The sequence below is a fragment of the Amnibacterium sp. CER49 genome, assembly GCF_029846255.1.
GTDB lineage: Bacteria > Actinomycetota > Actinomycetes > Actinomycetales > Microbacteriaceae > Amnibacterium.
This window is the reverse complement of sequence record NZ_JARVWQ010000002.1, coordinates 966,263-982,279: the sequence shown is the minus strand read 5'-3', so window position 1 is coordinate 982,279 and position 16,017 is coordinate 966,263. Positions and strand designations below refer to the sequence as shown.

Sequence of the window (16,017 nt, the reverse complement as noted above, 5' to 3'; positions counted from 1 at the left end):
ACGACCTCGGAGCGACTCGGAGCGCGACTTCGAGAGCGCCGACCGACTCGGGTCGCCGAGGTGCGCGGACCTACTCCGCGAGGGACTGCTGCAGCAGCGGGCTGATCCGGTAGGGGATCACCTCGCTGATGCCCATCGCCGTCTCGGCGCGCTCCACGCCCGGCACGGCGAGCATCCGCGCGTTCACGCGGAACAGGTCCTCGGCCGAGCGGCAGACGATCCGCACCAGCAGGTCGGCCGCGCCCGACAGTCCGTGCGCCTGCACGATCTCGGGGATCGTCGCGAGCTCCTCGACGATCGAGGCGAGCATCTGCTGGCGCACGTGGAGGGTCGTGAAGGCGACGAGGGGGTAGCCGATCACGCCGGAGTCGATGCAGCGGTCGTACGGCAGGAACGCGCCCGCCGCAGCCAGCTGGGCCATGCGCGCCTGCACGGTGTTCCGCGAGAGGCGCAGCGCGTCGGCGAGCGCCACGGTGGTCGCCCGCGGGTTCTCCGCGAGGGCGAGCAGCAGCTTGAGGTCGGTGGCGTCGAGATCGCGCACAGTGCGCGACGGTAGTGCATGCAGCGGCCACTCGGCTAGCCCTTGGTTGCGCACTCTGCTCCATCCTTGCGCGGCCCGTTGCACCTTCCGATCACAGCGGCGTACCGTGCGCAAGCATTCGGCGACGTTGCCGGATGCCGAGGCCGCCCACGAGGCGGCCGGGCCGATGCACCGAAGGCGGTCGCGGATGTCCTCACTCCTCGCGCACGACACGGGCACGGGCAGCCCCCCGGATCGGGGCGACCCCCGCACCGTGCGGCTCCTCACGCCCGACGGGGTCCGGCAAACCTCCGGCGAGTACGCGGCGCGCGTCGCCGACCTCGACGACGCCGCGCTGCTCGGGCTCTACACCGACATGGTCGTGATCCGGCGGATCGACCAGGAGGCCACCGCCCTGCAGCGGCAGGGCGAGCTCGCACTCTGGCCGCCGCTGCTCGGGCAGGAGGCCGCGCAGATCGGCTCCGCCCGCGCGCTCGAGCACGACGACTTCGTCTTCTCGAGCTACCGCGAGCACGGGGTCGCCTGGGTCCGCGGCGCGACGACCGCCGAGCTCTGCCGCGTCTGGCGTGGCATCGCGGTGGCCGGCTGGGACCCGTACCGCATCGGCATGGCGACGCCGCAGGTGATCATCGGCGCGCAGACCCTGCACGCCACCGGCTACGCGATCGGCGCGAAGTACGACGGCGCCGCGTCCGCGGTCGTCAGCTACTTCGGCGACGGGGCGACGAGCGAGGGCGACACGAGCGAGGCGATGGTGTTCGCCGTCACGTACGGCGCTCCGGTGGTCTTCTTCTGCCAGAACAACCAGTGGGCGATCTCCGAGCCCGTCGGCCTACAGGCGCCCACCGGCATCGCCGCCCGCGCCGCGGGGTTCGGGCTGCCGAGCGTGACCGTCGACGGCAACGACGTGCTCGCCGTGCTCGCCGTCACCCGCGAGGCGCTCGAGCGGGCCCGCGCCGGCGAGGGCCCGTCGTTCATCGAGGCCGTCACCTACCGGATGGGGCCGCACACCACAGCCGACGACCCCACCCGCTACCGCACGGCCGACGAGGTCGAGGCGTGGAAGGCGAAGGACCCGGTCGCGCGGCTCGCCGCCTACCTGCGCGGCACCGGCGCGCTCACCGACGACGTCGACGCCGAGGTCGCGGCCACCGCGCAGCGCGCGGCCGCCGCGCTCCGGGCCGACTGCACGGCGCTCGGCGAGCCAGACGGCGAGTCGATCTTCGACGACGTCTACGCCGAGCCGCACCCCGTGCTCGAGGCGCAGCGGACCCGGTTCCTCGCCTACCGCGAGGGCTTCGAGGAGGAGCGATGAGCGCGACGATGACCCTCGGCGGCGCGATCGGTGCCGGCCTCCGGCAGGCGATGACCGCCGACCCGAAGGTCCTGCTGCTCGGCGAGGACATCGGCAAGCTGGGCGGCGTCTACCGCGTCACCGACGGGCTGCAGCGCGACTTCGGCCCGCAGCGCGTGATGGACACGCCGCTCGCCGAGTCGGGGATCCTCGGCACCGCCGTCGGTCTCGCGTACCGCGGCTACCGCCCGGTGTGCGAGATCCAGTTCGACGGCTTCGTCTACCCGGCGTTCGACCAGATCGTGAGCCAGGTCTCGCGCATGCACGCCCGCACGAAGGGCGCCGTGACGATGCCGATCACGATCCGCATCCCGGTCGGCGGCGGCATCGGCTCCGCGGAGCACCACTCGGACTCGCCCGAGGCCTACTTCGCGCACACCCCGGGCCTGCGCGTGATGAGCGTGGCCGACCCGCAGAGCGCCTACTCGCTCATCCAGGAGGCCGTCGCCTGCGACGACCCGGTGCTGTTCTTCGAGCCGAAGCGCCGCTACCACCTGAAGGGCGAGGTCGCGACGGACGGCGCCCCTGCGGCGGGCGGCATGTCCCGCGCCCGCGTCCTGCGCCACGGCACCGACGTCACCGTGCTCACCTTCGGCGGCCTCGTGCAGGTCGCGCTCGACGCCGCCGAGGCGGCTTCCGAGGAGGGCCTCTCGCTCGAGGTGATCGACCTCGTCTCGCTCTCGCCGATCGACTGGCCCGCCGTCACGGAGTCGGTGCGGCGCACGGGCCGTGCCGTCGTCGTGCACGAGGCGGCGCAGACGGGCGGCATCGGCGCCGAGCTCGCCGCGGGCATCACGGAGCGCTGCTTCTTCCACCTCGAGCACGCGGTCGTCCGCGTCACCGGCTGGGACATCCCCTACCCGCCCGCGAAGCTCGAGCGGCACCACCTGCCCGACCTCGACCGGGTGCTCGACGGCGTCGACGCCGCGCTCGGCAGGCCCTCGAGCTACGGCGAGCAGGCGTTTGCATGATCCGCGAGTTCCGCCTCCCCGACCTCGGGGAGGGCCTCACCGAGTCCGAGCTCGTCGCCTGGCGCGTCGCCGAGGGCGACACCGTCGAGCTCGGCCAGATCATCGCCGAGGTCGAGACCGCGAAGGCGATGGTCGAGCTGCCGTCGCCGCACACCGGCGTGGTCGAGCGGCTCCACGCCGAGCCCGGCACCACCGTGCAGGTGGGGGAGACGCTGCTCGCCTTCCGGGTCGACGACCCGGAGGGCGACGACGCGCCGCCGCCGAACCTCGTCGGGTACGGCGCGGTCGCCGAGTCCGGGCGGCGCAGGCGGCGGCAGGGCGCTCCGGCGGTCGACGGCGGCACCACGGTGCTGGAGCAGACCTCCGAGCCCGAGCCCGAGCCCGCCCCTGAACCGGTCGCCGTGGTGGAGCACCGGACCCTGGCCGCCCCGCCGGTCCGCATGCTCGCCGCGCGCCTCGGGGTCCGCCTCGACGAGCTGCACGGGTCCGGTCCCCACGGCCTCGTGACGCGCGAGGACGTCGAACGGGCGGCGGCCGGCGCGCAGCCGACCGCCGAGGCCGCGCCGAGCGCGTCCCCCGCGATCGAGGCCGACGAGGAGCGCGTCCCCGTGCGCGGCGTGCGCAAGGCGACCGCCGACGCGATGATCCGCAGCGCGCAGGTGCCGCAGGTCACGATGTTCCTTCCGGTCGACGTGACCCCGACGCTCGAGCTGCTCGACCGGCTGAAGGAGGACCGTGCGTTCCGCGAGGTGCGCGTCACCTTCCTCGCCGCCGTCGCCCGCGCGCTCTGCCTCGCGCTGCGCCGGCACCGAGCGGTGAACGCGCGCTGGGACGGCGACTCGATCGTCCGCCGCCGCGCCGTGCACCTCGGCATCGCCGTCGCAACGCCGCGCGGGCTGCTCGTGCCCGTGCTCCGGGACGCGGGGGAGCTCGACCTCGCCGGTCTGGCCGACGGCCTCGCCGCGCTCACCTCCACCGCCCGCGACGGCCGCACCGCACCGGCCGACCTCGCCGGCAGCACCATCACGATCACGAACGTCGGCGTCTTCGGCGTCGAGGGGGGCACCCCGCTGCTGAACGCCGGCGAGGGGGCGATCCTCGCCGTCGGCGCCGTCGCGCGCCGCCCGTGGGAGCACGACGGCGGCATCGCGCTGCGCGACGTCGTGACCCTCAGCCTGACCATCGACCACCGCGTGCTCGACGGGGAGCAGGGCGCCCTGTTCCTCGCCGAGATCGGACGACTCCTCGCCGACCCGGCGAGGGCGTTCACCGCCTGATCCGGGCGCGACCCGCCTGCGACAAGGAGAAGCCATGACGCTCATGACCCCGCCCGAACGGACCGACGCGGTGCCGCCCGGGTTCGAGCTGCCCGAGTTCCACGCCCGGCTGCAGGACGAGGTGCGCGCCTTCGCCGACGAGGTCGTCGCGCCCGCCGCCTACGAGTACGACACGAAGCGCGAGCTGCCCTACGACATCATCGCCGCGATGGGCGAGATGGGCCTCTTCGGCCTGCCCGTGCCGGAGGAGTACGGCGGCCGGGGCCGCGACTACCTCGCCCTCTGCCTCGCCGTCGAGCAGCTCGCCCGCGCCGATCAGAGCATCGCCGTCACCCTCGAGGCCGGGGTCGGCCTCGGCATGATGCCGATCCTCCGGGTCGGCACGGAGGAGCAGAAGCGGGAGTGGCTGCCCCTGCTCGCGAGCGGCCGGGCGCTCGCCGGGTTCGGCCTCACCGAGGCTCAGGCGGGCTCGGACGCCGGCGGCACGCAGACCACCGCGCGGCTCGAGGACGGCGAGTGGGTGATCAACGGCCGCAAGCAGTTCATCACCAACTCGGGGACGAGGATCACGCGGCTCGTGACCGTCACCGCCGTGACGGGGGAGTCGGTGCGCCCCGACGGGTCGGTCAAGAAGGAGCTCACCGCGATCCTCGTGCCGCTGCCCGCGAAGGGCTTCGTGCAGGAGGCGCCGTACGACAAGGTCGGCTGGCACACCTCGGACACCCACCCGCTCACGCTCACCGACGTCCGCGTGCCGGCGTCGAACATCCTCGGCGCCCGCGGCCGGGGCTTCGCGAACTTCATCGCCACGCTCGACGAGGGCCGGGTCGCCTTCGCCGCCCTCTGCACCGGTGCCGCGCAGGGCTGCCTCGAGGAGGCGGTGCGGTACGCGAAGGAGCGCACCGTCTTCGGCCGCCCGATCGGCGACAACCAGTGGATCGCGTTCAAGCTCGCCCGCATGCAGGCCCGCGTGCACACGGCGCGCCTCGCCTACTACGACGCGGTCCACAAGCTCATGAACGGCAAGCCGTTCAAGTCGGAGGCGTCGATGGCGAAGCTCGTCGGCAGCGAGGCGGCCATGGACAACGCCCGCGACGCCGCGCAGATCTTCGGCGGCTACGGCTACCTGAACGAGAACGCCGTCGCGCGGCACTACCGCGACTCGAAGATCCTCGAGGTCGGCGAGGGCACCTCCGAGGTGCAGCTCGGGATCATCGCCCGCGGACTGGGGTTCGACGCCCTGTAGCCGCGCGGGAAGGCCGCCGCCCGGCCGTGGGACGCAGCACGAAGCGAGCCGGGCGGCCGCAGAGGTCGGCGCGTGAGGCGGCTGCTCCGCCCGACCTGCCGCGGGTGGAGGCCCGGCGGCCGGCTGACACCCGGCGGCCGGGCCTCGCTCGGGGCGGATCGATTCTCGCCCCGCGGGATGGGTCTAGAGCCCCCAGCGGCTCACCAGCCGGTCGAAGGACCAGGTGTAGCCGTCGGTCGCCACGGTCCAGTTGTGGGTGAGCCCCGGGAAGAGCTTCGCGGTCGCGTGCATGCCGGCGGCTGCCGCCGCGCGGCTCAGCATCGGTGCGATGCGGCCGTAGTGGTGGTCGGCGCCTCCGGCCGTGAAGAGCGCCTCGGTGTCCGGATAGGGGGCGTGCGCCTTCAGCAGCGCGAGGGGGGTCGCCCGCTCGTACGCGGCGGTGCTCCCGCCGAAGCCGACGGCGATGGTGTGGGCGAGCGAGCCGTTCGTCGGCGCCTCCTGGCCGGAGACGTCGACGAGCGACCCGAAGAGCTGCGGGTAGCCGGCGCCGAACTGGATGGCGCAGGTGCCTCCCTCGGAGAACCCCGCGATGGTCCAGTAGCGCCGGTCGTGCCGGACGGGGAGATGCGCCAGTATCCAGTCGCGCACGTCGACGGTGATGTAGGTGGCGACGTTCCCGAGTGCGGAGTCGACGCACATCGGGTTGTGGCTGCTCTGCCCGAGCTGGTCGGGCACCACCACGATCGGCGCCCGGCCGCCGTGCGAGGCGGCGATGCGGTCCATGATCGTGGGGATCCGACCCGGCTCCACGACGTCCTGCGGCCCGGCGGTGCGGCTCTGCCCGGAGAGGGCGATCACCACGGGGAACGCGCCGGCCCCGGGCCGGAGCGCGGCGGGCGGCAGGTAGACGTACCCGGGGCGCGCCGCGAAGTGCGACCGCGGCGCCGGGATCACCACCTGCCGGACGACGCCGTGGACCGAGGGCGCTCCTGACGCGCTGGACGCCGGCGACGGCGCCGCGGCCGTGGCGGAGGACGCGCTCGCAACCGGACGGCCCGTGCCGGCCGCCGTGCGTGCGTGGTCGAGCGCGAGACCCGCGACGATCAGGCCGACGAGCGCGACGAGGCCGGCGGCCGTGAGCGTGCCCCGCCGCAGCTCGGCACGGCGAGCGCGCGGCGTCGTTCTCGTTCGGTTCGACTGCACGGGGAGGGATGCTCCTCACCCGCGCCGAAGGAAGCGCTGAGACGCTCCGCCCGGTCAGCCGGCGAGCTGCGCCGGCAGCGCCGGGGTGGCGGGCTCCGTCGCGACGGCGCACATGCCCCGCACGCTCGCGAGCAGTCGGTCGCCGAGGTCGGCCCCGCCGTCGCCGTCGCCCTCCATCGCTTCGGAGAGCGCCGCGAGCACGAGGGTCGCCGCATGCCGCGCGCGCTCCGCGTCGGTGCGCTCGGCGGCGATGTCGAAGAAGCCGCGGCGGATGACGGCGAGCCGTGAGAACAGCTCGGGCTTCAGCTCGGGTCGCTGCTGCACGAGCTCGCGCATGGCCGCCTTGTCGGCGAGCCGTTCGCCCGTCGCGACCGAGAAGACCGCGCCGACGAGCACGCAGAGGTCGGCGACGATGTTCCCGCCGCTGCCGAGGAAGGCGGCCCGCTGCTCGTCGGTGATGACGAGGTCGGGCAGGCCGAGGGCGGATGCCGCCTTCGACGGGAAGTAGTTGAAGAAGGTGCGGGGGGAGACGCCGGCCTCGGCGCAGATCTCCTCGACGGTCACGGCGAGGCCGTCGGCGAGCACCAGCCGCCGGGCTGCCTCGTGCAGGGCCTGCCGGGTGCGGAGCTTCTTCTGCTCCCGCCAGGTCAGCTCGCCGGTCTCGGCGAACGGCGCGGTGCTGCTCATCGTGGTCCTTCGAGGGTCGGGATGGAGGAGGGCGCTGCCCCCGCCGAGGACCGGCGGGGGCAGCGGGACGGGTTCAGACCCGGGCGTGGTCGTCGACGGACTCGACCGAGCCGGCCATCGGCCCGACGTGGGCGCCCGCGGTCGCGGCGGCGCTGCCCGCCTCGACCTCGATCGTGTCCTTCGCGGCGGCGTTGTCCGCCTGCTCCTGCAGCGCGGAGCGCTGACGCAGCGGCGGCACCTTGAAGAACAGGGAGAGGACGAAGGCGATCAGGATCACGATCAGGCCGACCCAGTAGATGCCGGTCGCCGAGCTGTTGAAGCCGGTGAGGAACGGCTTCGACAGGCGCGGGTCGGCGCCGTTCAGGAAGGACGTGTCGCTCGTCGTGCTCGTCGACGCGCTGGAGGCCTTGCTCGTGCCCTTCTTGATCTGCTTCTCGATGGTCGGGACGATCCTGCCCACGTAGTACGAGCGCTCGGACGCGTTCGACCAGTCGACGACGAGCCTCCCGTTCACGACGCTCGCGTGGGCCTTCTTCGCCACGGTCGCGAGCGCCTTGTCGGTGGCGGCGGGCAGCGCCTTCGCGGCGGCCGCCTGCCCCTGCTGCTGGGCGGCCGGCAGGGCGGCGGCGACCTGCTGCTGGATGACCGACTGCGCGGCGGTCGCGGGGATCGCGCCGGCCTTCACCTCGGCCTGCACGGCGGCGGTGACCTTCTGCGTGACGGCCTGCTTCACCTGCGCGTCGACCTGCGTGCCGACCGCCGTCTTCACGGCGGACTTCACCTTCGCGGTCGCGGTGTCGAGGTTCGTCTGGACCTTGCTCCTGATCGGGTCGGTGATCTTCGTCCAGAGCTGGTCCATGATCGCCCTGTTCTTCGGCGCCTCCGCGACGGACGGGGTGAGCGCCGCGTCGAGGGCGCTCGTGAGCGTCGCCCTGTTCTGCATCGCCGCGGTGATGTTCGCCGGCATGGTCGAGAACAGCACCGAGAGCAGGATCGCCGTGCCGAGCGTGCCGCCGATCTGGCGGAAGAACGTCGATGCGCTGGTCGCCACGCCGATGTCCCGGGTGCCGACCGCGTTCTGGCTCGCGAGCGTCAGCGTCTGCATCAGCTGGCCGAGGCCCAGGCCGACGAAGAACATGCCGATCATCACGTACCAGAGCGGCTTGTCGATGGTCATCGTCGTGAGCCACAGGAAGCCGATGGCCATGGCCGCGGTGCCCGTGGTCGGGAAGATGCGGTACCTGCCCGTGCGGGAGATGATCTGGCCGGAGCCGATCGAGGCGATCATGAGCCCGAGGATCATCGGCAGCGTGGCGAACCCGGACGCCGTGGGCGACAGGCCGACGACGATCTGCATGTAGAGCGGGAGGGTGAGCATCGCGCCGAACATGCCGAAGCCGACCAGCACGCCGAGCACCGTCGACATCGAGAACACCCGGGAGCGGAACAGCTTCAGCGGGATGATCGCGTCGTCCTTCATGATCGTCTCGACGACGATGAACGCGATGAGCCCGACCGCACCGATCACGTAGCAGGCGATCGACCCGGCCGAGCTCCAGCCCCAGGTGCGGCCCTGCTCCGCCACGAGGAGCAGCGGGACGAGCGTCGCGACGACGGCCGCGGCGCCGAACCAGTCGATGCGCACGCTGCGGGTGCCGAAGCGCGGCAGGTGCAGGAACGCGAGCACCATGAGCAGCGCGCCCGCGCCGATCGGCACGTTGATGAGGAACACCCAGCGCCAGCCGGTGAGGAAGAGGATCTGCGGGGCCCCGGCGAACAGACCGCCGACGAGCGGACCGATGACCGAGGAGACCCCGAAGACGGCGAGGAAGTAGCCCTGGTACTTCGCGCGCTCGCGGGGCGCGAGCATGTCGCCCATGATCGCGAGCGGCAGCGACATGAGGCCGCCGGCGCCGAGGCCCTGCACCGCGCGGAAGCCGGCGAGCATCATCATCGACGTCGAGAACGACGCCAGCAGCGAGCCGAACACGAAGACCGTGATCGCGAAGATGAAGAGCGGGCGGCGCCCGAAGATGTCGGAGAGCTTGCCGTAGATCGGCGTGGCGATCGTCGAGACGATCAGGTAGGCCGTCGTCACCCACGCCTGCTCGTCGAGCCCGTGCAGGTCGTCGCCGATCGTGCGGATCGCGGTGCCGACGACCGTCTGGTCGAGGGCCGAGAGGAACATGCCGGCCATCAGGCCGTAGATGACGAGCAGGATCTGCCGGTGCGTCATCACGGCTGAGCCGGACGGCGCCTCGGCGGGCGGTGCGGAAACGGTGGTCACGGACGTCCTTCGATTCGGATCGGAGACGGTGCTGGCTCGAGGAGGGGCGAACCCCTGGCGCCGGGAAGCGGCGACGGTTGCAGTGATTGCAAGATTACACGCTCTGCAAAAATTCCGCGACGGCTCCCCGAGTGTCGCACCGGCTCGCTCGGAGGCGATCGACGGTTCCGCGAGAGGTCGCCGGACGCGCGGCGCGTCAGGCCCCGGATGCCACCCCGAGCTCCCGCTCGACCGCGCTGAGGACGACGGCGGCCCGGCGCGGATCGTGCCGGTCGTGGATCACCGACTGCGCGTTCAGCCCGTCGACGAGCCCGAGCAGCAGCCAGGCGATCCGCGCGGGCTCGACGTCGGCGAACTCGCCGGCGGCGACCCCGGTCGTCACGAGCTCCTCGGCGTGCCGCTGCCAGGCGTCGGCCTGCTCGCGCACCGCCGCGGCGAGCGCGGCGTTCCGGCGGCCGAGGCTCCAGGCGTCGACCCAGACCGCGGTCACCGCGTCGCGCGAGGGGTCGAGCGCCGTGGCGACGAGCGCGCGGAGCCGCTCGCGCGCCGTGCCCTGCTGCGTGGCGCCCCGCACCTCGTCGAGCTCCGCGGCGACGATCGCGCGGAACGTGTCGACGACGAGTCCCTCCATGCTCGACCGGTAGTGCGTGACGAGCGCCGGAGCGACCCCGATCCGGGCGGCCACCGCGCGCTGCGTCACGGCGACGAGCCCCTGCTCGAGGGCGATCGACCGGGCGGCGCCCCGGATCTCGCCGTCGCGCTCGTCCGGGGTCTTGCGGGCGGCGCGGCGGGTGTCCACGGGCGCTCATCGTAGGAGGCGGAGCCGGTTGACGTCCCGCGCCCCGCGCCCGTATCGTCACCTTTGTTGATCGCATGGTCAACAGGACTCGACGGGGAGCGTGCCATGGCGGACTGGCGGATGCCGGCGGAGACGGAGCGCCACGAGCGCACCTGGATGGCGTTCCCGCGCCCGAACGACACGCTCGGCGCGACGCAGGCGGAGGCCGACGAGGCGTACGCGGCGTGGACCGCCGTCGCGCACGCGGTGCTCGAGTTCGAGCCGGTGACCATGCTCGTCGACCCGGTCGAGCGGGGTCGGGCCCGGCGGATGCTCTCGTCCGAGGTCGAGCTGCTCGAGGCGCCGCTGAACGACTTCTGGCTCCGCGACTCGGGGCCGACCTTCGTGACGGGAAAGGACGGCCGGCTCGGCGCGGTCGACTGGGTGTTCAACGGCTGGGGCGCGCAGGACTGGGCCCGGTGGGATCGCGACGCGCTCCTCGGCCGGCTCGTCGGCGAGGCCGCGGGCGCCGAGGTCGTGCCGTCGTCGCTCGTGCAGGAGGGCGGCGCGATCCACGTCGACGGCCGCGGCACCGTCCTCGTCACGGAGACCGTGCAGCTCGACCCGCACCGGAACCCCGGAGCGACGAAGGAGCAGGTCGAGGCGGAGCTCGCCCGCACGCTCGGCACGACGACCACCGTGTGGCTGCCGCGCGGCCTCACCCGCGACTACGAGCGCTTCGGCACCCGCGGGCACATCGACATGATCCTCACGGTCCCCGCGCCCGGCATGCTGCTCGTGCACCGGCAGGACGACCGCGAGCACCCGGACTTCGAGGTGACCCGCGGGCTGCGCCAGGTGCTGGAGGCCGCGGTGGACGCCGAGGGGGAGCCCTTCACGATCGTCGACGTGCCGGGACCCGCCCGGATCCGCGACGAGGACGGCTTCGTCGACTGGAACTACGTGAACCATCTCGCCGTGAACGGCGGCGTGGTCGCCTGCTCCTACGGCGAGGACGTCGCCGACGGCCGCGCCCGCGAGGTGCTCGAGTCGGTCTATCCCGGCCGTCGGGTCGTCGCCGTCGAGGCGCGGCCGATCCTCGCCCGCGGCGGGGGCATCCACTGCATCACCCAGCAGCAGCCGGCGGCGGGGGTCTCGCGATGAGCGACGGCGCCCCCTTCGAGCTCGTCGAGGCGTCGATCGCCGACCTGCGCGCCGCCCTCGACGCCGGGGTCCTCACCTGCGTCGAGCTCGTCGGCCGCTACCTCGACCGCATCGCCGCGTACGACCGATCCGGCCCGAGGCTGAACGCCGTCGTCGAGCTGAACCCCGAGGTCTTCGCCGAGGCCCGCGCCGCCGACGCGCGCCGCGCGGCGGGACGCCTCCTGGGGCCGCTCGACGGCATCCCGTTCACGGCGAAGGACAGCTACTCCGCGAAGGGCATGGTCGTCGCAGCGGGGTCGCCCGCCTTCCGCGACCTCGTCGCCGGCGCCGACGCCTACGCCATCGAGCGGCTCCGGGCGGGCGGCGCCGTGCTCGTCGGCCTCACGAACATGCCGCCGCTCGCGAACGGCGGCATGCAGCGCGGTCTCTACGGCCGCGCGGAGAGCCCGTACAACGCCGAGTACCTCTCCTCGGCGTTCGCGTCCGGCTCGTCGAACGGCTCCGGCGTCGCCACCGCGGCGAGCATGGCCGCGTTCGGGCTCGCCGAGGAGACCTGGTCGAGCGGGCGGGCGCCCGCGTCGTGCAACGCGCTCGTCGCCTACACCCCGTCGCGCGGGGTGATCTCGATCCGGGGCAACTGGCCGCTCGTGCCCACGATGGACGTCGTCGTGCCGCACACCCGCACCATGGCGGACCTGCTCGCGCTGCTCGACGAGCTCGTCGCCGACGACGACCGCACGCGCGGCGACTTCTGGCGCGTGCAGCCGTGGATCCCGATCCCGCCGGCGTCGGCGCTGCGCCCCGCCTCGTACGCGGCGCTCGCCGATCCGGGGGCGCTGCGCGGGAAGCGGCTCGGCGTGCCCCGCATGTACATCGGCCGCGACGACGAGGCCACCGAGCCCATCCGGACCCGGCCGAGCGTGCTCGCGCTCTGGGAGCGGATGCGCGAGGACCTCGAGGCGGCGGGTGCTGAGGTGATCGAGACCGACTTCCCTGCGGTGTCGAACTACGAGCGCGACCGCCCCGGCGCGCGGACGATGGTGGAGCGCGGCCTCGTGCCCGAGCAGTACCTCGAGAGCGAGCTCTGGGACCTGTCGATCTGGGCACTCGACGACTTCCTCCAGGCGAACGGCGACCCGGCGCTCTCCCGCCTCGCCGACGCCGACCCCGCGCTGCTCTCGCCGCTCGCGACGGGCGCGCTGCCCGACCGCTACGGCGAGTACGACTTCGACATCGGCCAGTACGTCGGCCGGGCGCGGCAGGGCGTGCCGGCGCTCGCCGACATCCCGGCGCTCGCCGAGGGGCTCCGCGGCCTCGACGAGGCCCGGCGCGTCGACGTGGACGAGTGGATGGCGCGTCTCGGCCTCGACGCCGTCGTCTTCCCCGCCCTCGCGGACGTCGGCCGCGCCGACGCCGACGTCGACGAGGGATCGGCCGAGGACGCGTGGCGCAACGGCGTCTGGGTGGCGAACGGCAACCTCGTGCCCCGGCACCTCGGCCTGCCGACCGTCACCGTGCCGATGGGGCTGATGGACGACATCGGGATGCCGGTCGGCCTCACGATCCTCGGCCGCGCCTTCGACGACACCGCCCTCCTGCTGCTCGGCGCCGCCGCGGAGGCGCTCCGCGAACGGCGCACCGCCCCGCCGCGCACCCCCTCCCTGCCGGGTGATCGGATCGCCGCACCGCCGCGGTCGCCCTCCCGTCGCTCGGCCGAGCCGCCCCGCCTCGCCGTCGACGCCACGGCCGAGGCCGGCCCGGACGGCATCCGCGTCGCGGTGGCCGGCACCGTCACGGCGGGCTCGGCCGCCGAGGTGCGGGTGACGGTCGCCGGCGCCGAGGTGCCGGTCGGCCGCGACGGGGACGGCTTCGCCGCCGAGGCGGTGCTGCCGCCGGACGCGCACGCCGTGCCGCACACCGAGTGGCGCGGTCCGTACGGCTCGCTCGTGGTCGTCACCGCCGTCGACGCGACGGGCGCCGCAGCCGGTGAGCTGCGCACCGTCGGCGGGGTCTAGCCGCCTGGCCCGGATGGAGCGCATCCATCCGGGAGGTGTACTGCGCGGACTGATGCCGAGCCCCCGGCTGGCCCTACCCTGACCTCGTCGCGGTGCGAGCCGCCGCGGCAGGACCGGTCCGAAGGAGCACCGTGACGAGCGACCAGGCGCGCCCCGCCTCGCCCGGGATCGCCCTCGAGGGCATCCGCAAGACCTTCGGCGACGTCGTCGCGGTCGACGGCGTCGACCTCGAGATCCCCGACGGCGAGCTGTTCGCGATGCTCGGGCCGTCGGGGTCCGGCAAGACGACCGTGCTGCGCATGATCGCGGGCTTCGAGCAGCCGACCGCGGGCACCGTCCGGCTCGGCGGCGTCGACGCCACGGCGCTGCCGCCGTTCAAGCGCGACGTGAACACCGTGTTCCAGGACTACGCGCTGTTCCCGCACATGACGGTCCAGCAGAACGTGGAGTACGGGCTCCGCGTCCGTGGCGTCGGGCGCGCGGAGCGAACGAAGCGCGCGGGCGAGGCGCTCGAGATGGTGCGCCTCTCCGGTTTCGGCGCCCGGCGCCCGGTGCAGCTCTCCGGCGGCCAGCGGCAGCGCGTCGCGCTCGCCCGCGCGCTCGTCGTGCGGCCCCGCGTGCTGCTGCTCGACGAGCCCCTCGGCGCGCTCGACCTGAAGCTCCGCGAGCAGATGCAGGTCGAGCTGAAGGCGATCCAGCGCGAGGTCGGCATCACGTTCGTCTTCGTCACCCACGACCAGGACGAGGCGCTCACCCTCTGCGACCGGCTCGCGGTGTTCAACCAGGGCCGCATCGAGCAGGTCGGCGACGCCGCCGACGTCTACGAGCGGCCCGCGTCGCGGTTCGTCGCCGAGTTCGTCGGCACCTCGAACATCCTCGAGGGCCGGGTCGCTCAGGCGCTGCTCGACCGCGAGGGCGTGCACGCGGTGCGGCCCGAGAAGATCACGGTGCTCGGTCCCGACGCCGCCGTGCCGCCTCAGGCGCGGCGCGTCTCCGGCACGATCGCCGAGGTCGTCTACGCCGGCGCCACCACCCGCGTCCTCGTCGACGCAGCCGGCACCACCCTCGCCGCCGTGCTGCTGAACGCCGAGGCCGACGCGCTGCCGGACCTGACGCGCGGCGCCCCAGTCGTCCTCGCGTGGCACGAGTCCGCCGTGCACGCGCTCGCCTCCTGAACCGTCCGCTCGAAGAGGAGTCCGACATGACCCGAACCCTGCTGCGCCGCACGGCGCTCGCCGCCTCGATGGTGCTCGCCGTCGCGCTGACCGGCTGCTCCACCGCCACGACCACCTCGGGGGGCTCCGCGGGCGGCACCGGCGGCGCCCAGCCGCCGAAGGTCGCCGAGCTGAAGAAGCTCGGCGCGGGCGAGGGCGCGCTCAACATCATCGCCTGGGCCGGCTACGCCGAGGACGGCTCGAACGACAAGACCGTCGACTGGGTGCATCCCTTCGAGCAGCAGACCGGCTGCCACGTCAACGTGAAGATCGGCAACACCTCCGACGAGATGGTGCAGCTCATGCGCACCGGGCAGTACGACGGCGTCTCCGCCTCCGGCGACGCGACGCTGCGCCTCATCTACGCGGGCGACGTCGCCCCGGTGAACACCTCGCTCGTGCCGAACTACGCCTCGATCTCGTCGTTCCTCAAGAACAAGGCGTGGAACTCGGTGAAGGGCACCATGTACGGCATCCCGCACGGCTGGGGCGCCAACGTGCTGCTCTACAACCCGAAGGTCGTGACGCCGAAGCCCGACTCGTGGAGCGTGGTGTTCGACAAGGCGGGCCCCTACAAGGGCAAGGTCACGGCCTACGACTCGCCGATCTACATCGCCGACGCCGCCCTCTACCTCATGCGGACGAACCCGTCGCTCGGCATCAAGGACCCGTACTCGCTCACCGAGAAGCAGCTCGACGCCGCGGTGACGCTCCTCAAGCAGCAGAACGCGAACGTCGGCGAGTACTGGGCCGACTACACGAAGGCGGTCCAGGCGTTCGAGTCCGGCAGCACCGAGGTCGGGACCACCTGGCAGGTGATCGCGAACCTCATCGCCTCGGACAAGAAGGTGCCCGTCGCCACCGTGCTGCCGAAGGAGGGCGCGACCGGCTGGTCCGACACCTGGATGGTGTCGAGCAAGGCGAAGCACCCGAACTGCATGTACCGGTGGATGAACTGGATCACGTCGCCGAAGGTGAACGCGCAGGTCGCCGAGTGGTTCGGCGAGGCGCCCGCGCAGACGAAGGCGTGCACCGAGACGAGCGACAAGTCCTTCTGCGCCACCTACCACGCCACCGACGCCGCGTACGCGTCGAGGATCCACTACTGGACCACGCCGCAGAAGCAGTGCGTCGACGGCTCCGGCAACGGCTGCACCGACTACTCCGAGTGGGTCACGAAGTGGCAGCAGATCAAGGGGTGACCCTGCCGGCGGGCCGGCGGAGGAGCGGATCGCCGCTCGACTCCGCCGGCTCGCGGGCGCGCCTCGCAGGACTGCTCC

General features: G+C 73.3%; 12 protein-coding genes and 1 pseudogene. 8 read left to right on the top strand and 5 right to left on the bottom strand.

The genetic code is table 11. The annotated features are described in order from the left end of the window. Positions 1 to 70: 70 nt before the first annotated feature. Positions 71 to 541: an Lrp/AsnC family transcriptional regulator gene (locus QDR37_RS14700; protein WP_279714527.1), complete on the bottom strand. Its 471-nt coding sequence runs from the start codon at positions 539 to 541 to the stop codon at positions 71 to 73. A gap of 187 nt (positions 542 to 728) precedes the next feature. Here QDR37_RS14700 and pdhA point away from each other — a divergent pair, with 187 nt between their 5' ends. From pdhA to QDR37_RS14680, 4 genes are read left to right on the top strand one after another with little or no spacing between them, the layout of a single operon-like run. Then, the gene (gene pdhA, locus QDR37_RS14695) at positions 729 to 1,856 is read left to right on the top strand and encodes a pyruvate dehydrogenase (acetyl-transferring) E1 component subunit alpha (protein ID WP_279714526.1); all 1,128 of its coding nucleotides are present in this window, start codon (positions 729 to 731) and stop codon (positions 1,854 to 1,856) included. Beyond that, positions 1,853 to 2,866, top strand: coding sequence for an alpha-ketoacid dehydrogenase subunit beta (locus QDR37_RS14690; RefSeq protein WP_279714525.1), 1,014 nt, complete (start codon positions 1,853 to 1,855; stop codon positions 2,864 to 2,866). The genes pdhA and QDR37_RS14690 overlap by 4 nt, the downstream gene beginning before the upstream one ends. Then, the gene (locus QDR37_RS14685; protein ID WP_279714524.1) at positions 2,863 to 4,143 is read left to right on the top strand and encodes a dihydrolipoamide acetyltransferase family protein; all 1,281 of its coding nucleotides are present in this window, start codon (positions 2,863 to 2,865) and stop codon (positions 4,141 to 4,143) included. Before QDR37_RS14690 ends, QDR37_RS14685 begins: the two co-directional genes overlap by 4 nt. A 34-nt stretch (positions 4,144 to 4,177) precedes the next feature. Continuing rightward, on the top strand, positions 4,178 to 5,389 hold the full coding sequence (locus tag QDR37_RS14680) for an acyl-CoA dehydrogenase family protein (protein ID WP_279714523.1): 1,212 nt from the start codon (positions 4,178 to 4,180) through the stop codon (positions 5,387 to 5,389). Positions 5,390 to 5,572: 183 nt separating this feature from the next. Here QDR37_RS14680 and QDR37_RS14675 read toward each other — a convergent pair whose 3' ends face one another. The 4 genes from QDR37_RS14675 to QDR37_RS14660 form a co-directional block, all read right to left on the bottom strand. Beyond that, on the bottom strand, positions 5,573 to 6,592 hold the full coding sequence (locus QDR37_RS14675) for an alpha/beta hydrolase-fold protein (protein WP_279714522.1): 1,020 nt from the start codon (positions 6,590 to 6,592) through the stop codon (positions 5,573 to 5,575). Between the two features lie 54 nt (positions 6,593 to 6,646). Then, positions 6,647 to 7,279: a helix-turn-helix domain containing protein gene (locus QDR37_RS14670; RefSeq protein WP_279714521.1), complete on the bottom strand. Its 633-nt coding sequence runs from the start codon at positions 7,277 to 7,279 to the stop codon at positions 6,647 to 6,649. A gap of 73 nt (positions 7,280 to 7,352) precedes the next feature. Next, a complete protein-coding gene (locus tag QDR37_RS14665; RefSeq protein WP_279714887.1) occupies positions 7,353 to 9,515 on the bottom strand; it encodes a DHA2 family efflux MFS transporter permease subunit in 2,163 nt (720 codons plus the stop codon). A 247-nt stretch (positions 9,516 to 9,762) separates the two neighbouring features. Next, on the bottom strand, positions 9,763 to 10,365 hold the full coding sequence (locus tag QDR37_RS14660; protein ID WP_279714520.1) for a TetR family transcriptional regulator C-terminal domain-containing protein: 603 nt from the start codon (positions 10,363 to 10,365) through the stop codon (positions 9,763 to 9,765). Positions 10,366 to 10,470: 105 nt separating this feature from the next. Between QDR37_RS14660 and QDR37_RS14655 the strand changes: the two genes are divergently transcribed. The 4 genes and pseudogenes from QDR37_RS14655 to QDR37_RS14640 all read left to right on the top strand — a co-directional run bounded on the left by QDR37_RS14655 (position 10,471) and on the right by QDR37_RS14640 (position 15,939). Continuing rightward, entirely contained in the window at positions 10,471 to 11,508 is a 1,038-nt protein-coding gene (locus tag QDR37_RS14655; RefSeq protein ID WP_279714519.1) for an agmatine deiminase family protein, read from the top strand. Further along, positions 11,505 to 13,172, top strand: a pseudogene (locus QDR37_RS14650) (amidase); the annotation flags it as partial. The gene QDR37_RS14655 and the pseudogene QDR37_RS14650, both read left to right, overlap by 4 nt. A gap of 482 nt (positions 13,173 to 13,654) precedes the next feature. Beyond that, positions 13,655 to 14,698 (top strand): ABC transporter ATP-binding protein, encoded by a 1,044-nt coding sequence (locus QDR37_RS14645; RefSeq protein WP_279714518.1) that lies wholly within the window; start codon positions 13,655 to 13,657, stop codon positions 14,696 to 14,698. A 26-nt stretch (positions 14,699 to 14,724) separates the two neighbouring features. Further along, a complete protein-coding gene (locus QDR37_RS14640; protein ID WP_279714517.1) occupies positions 14,725 to 15,939 on the top strand; it encodes an ABC transporter substrate-binding protein in 1,215 nt (404 codons plus the stop codon). The last annotated feature ends 78 nt before the right edge of the window (positions 15,940 to 16,017 follow it).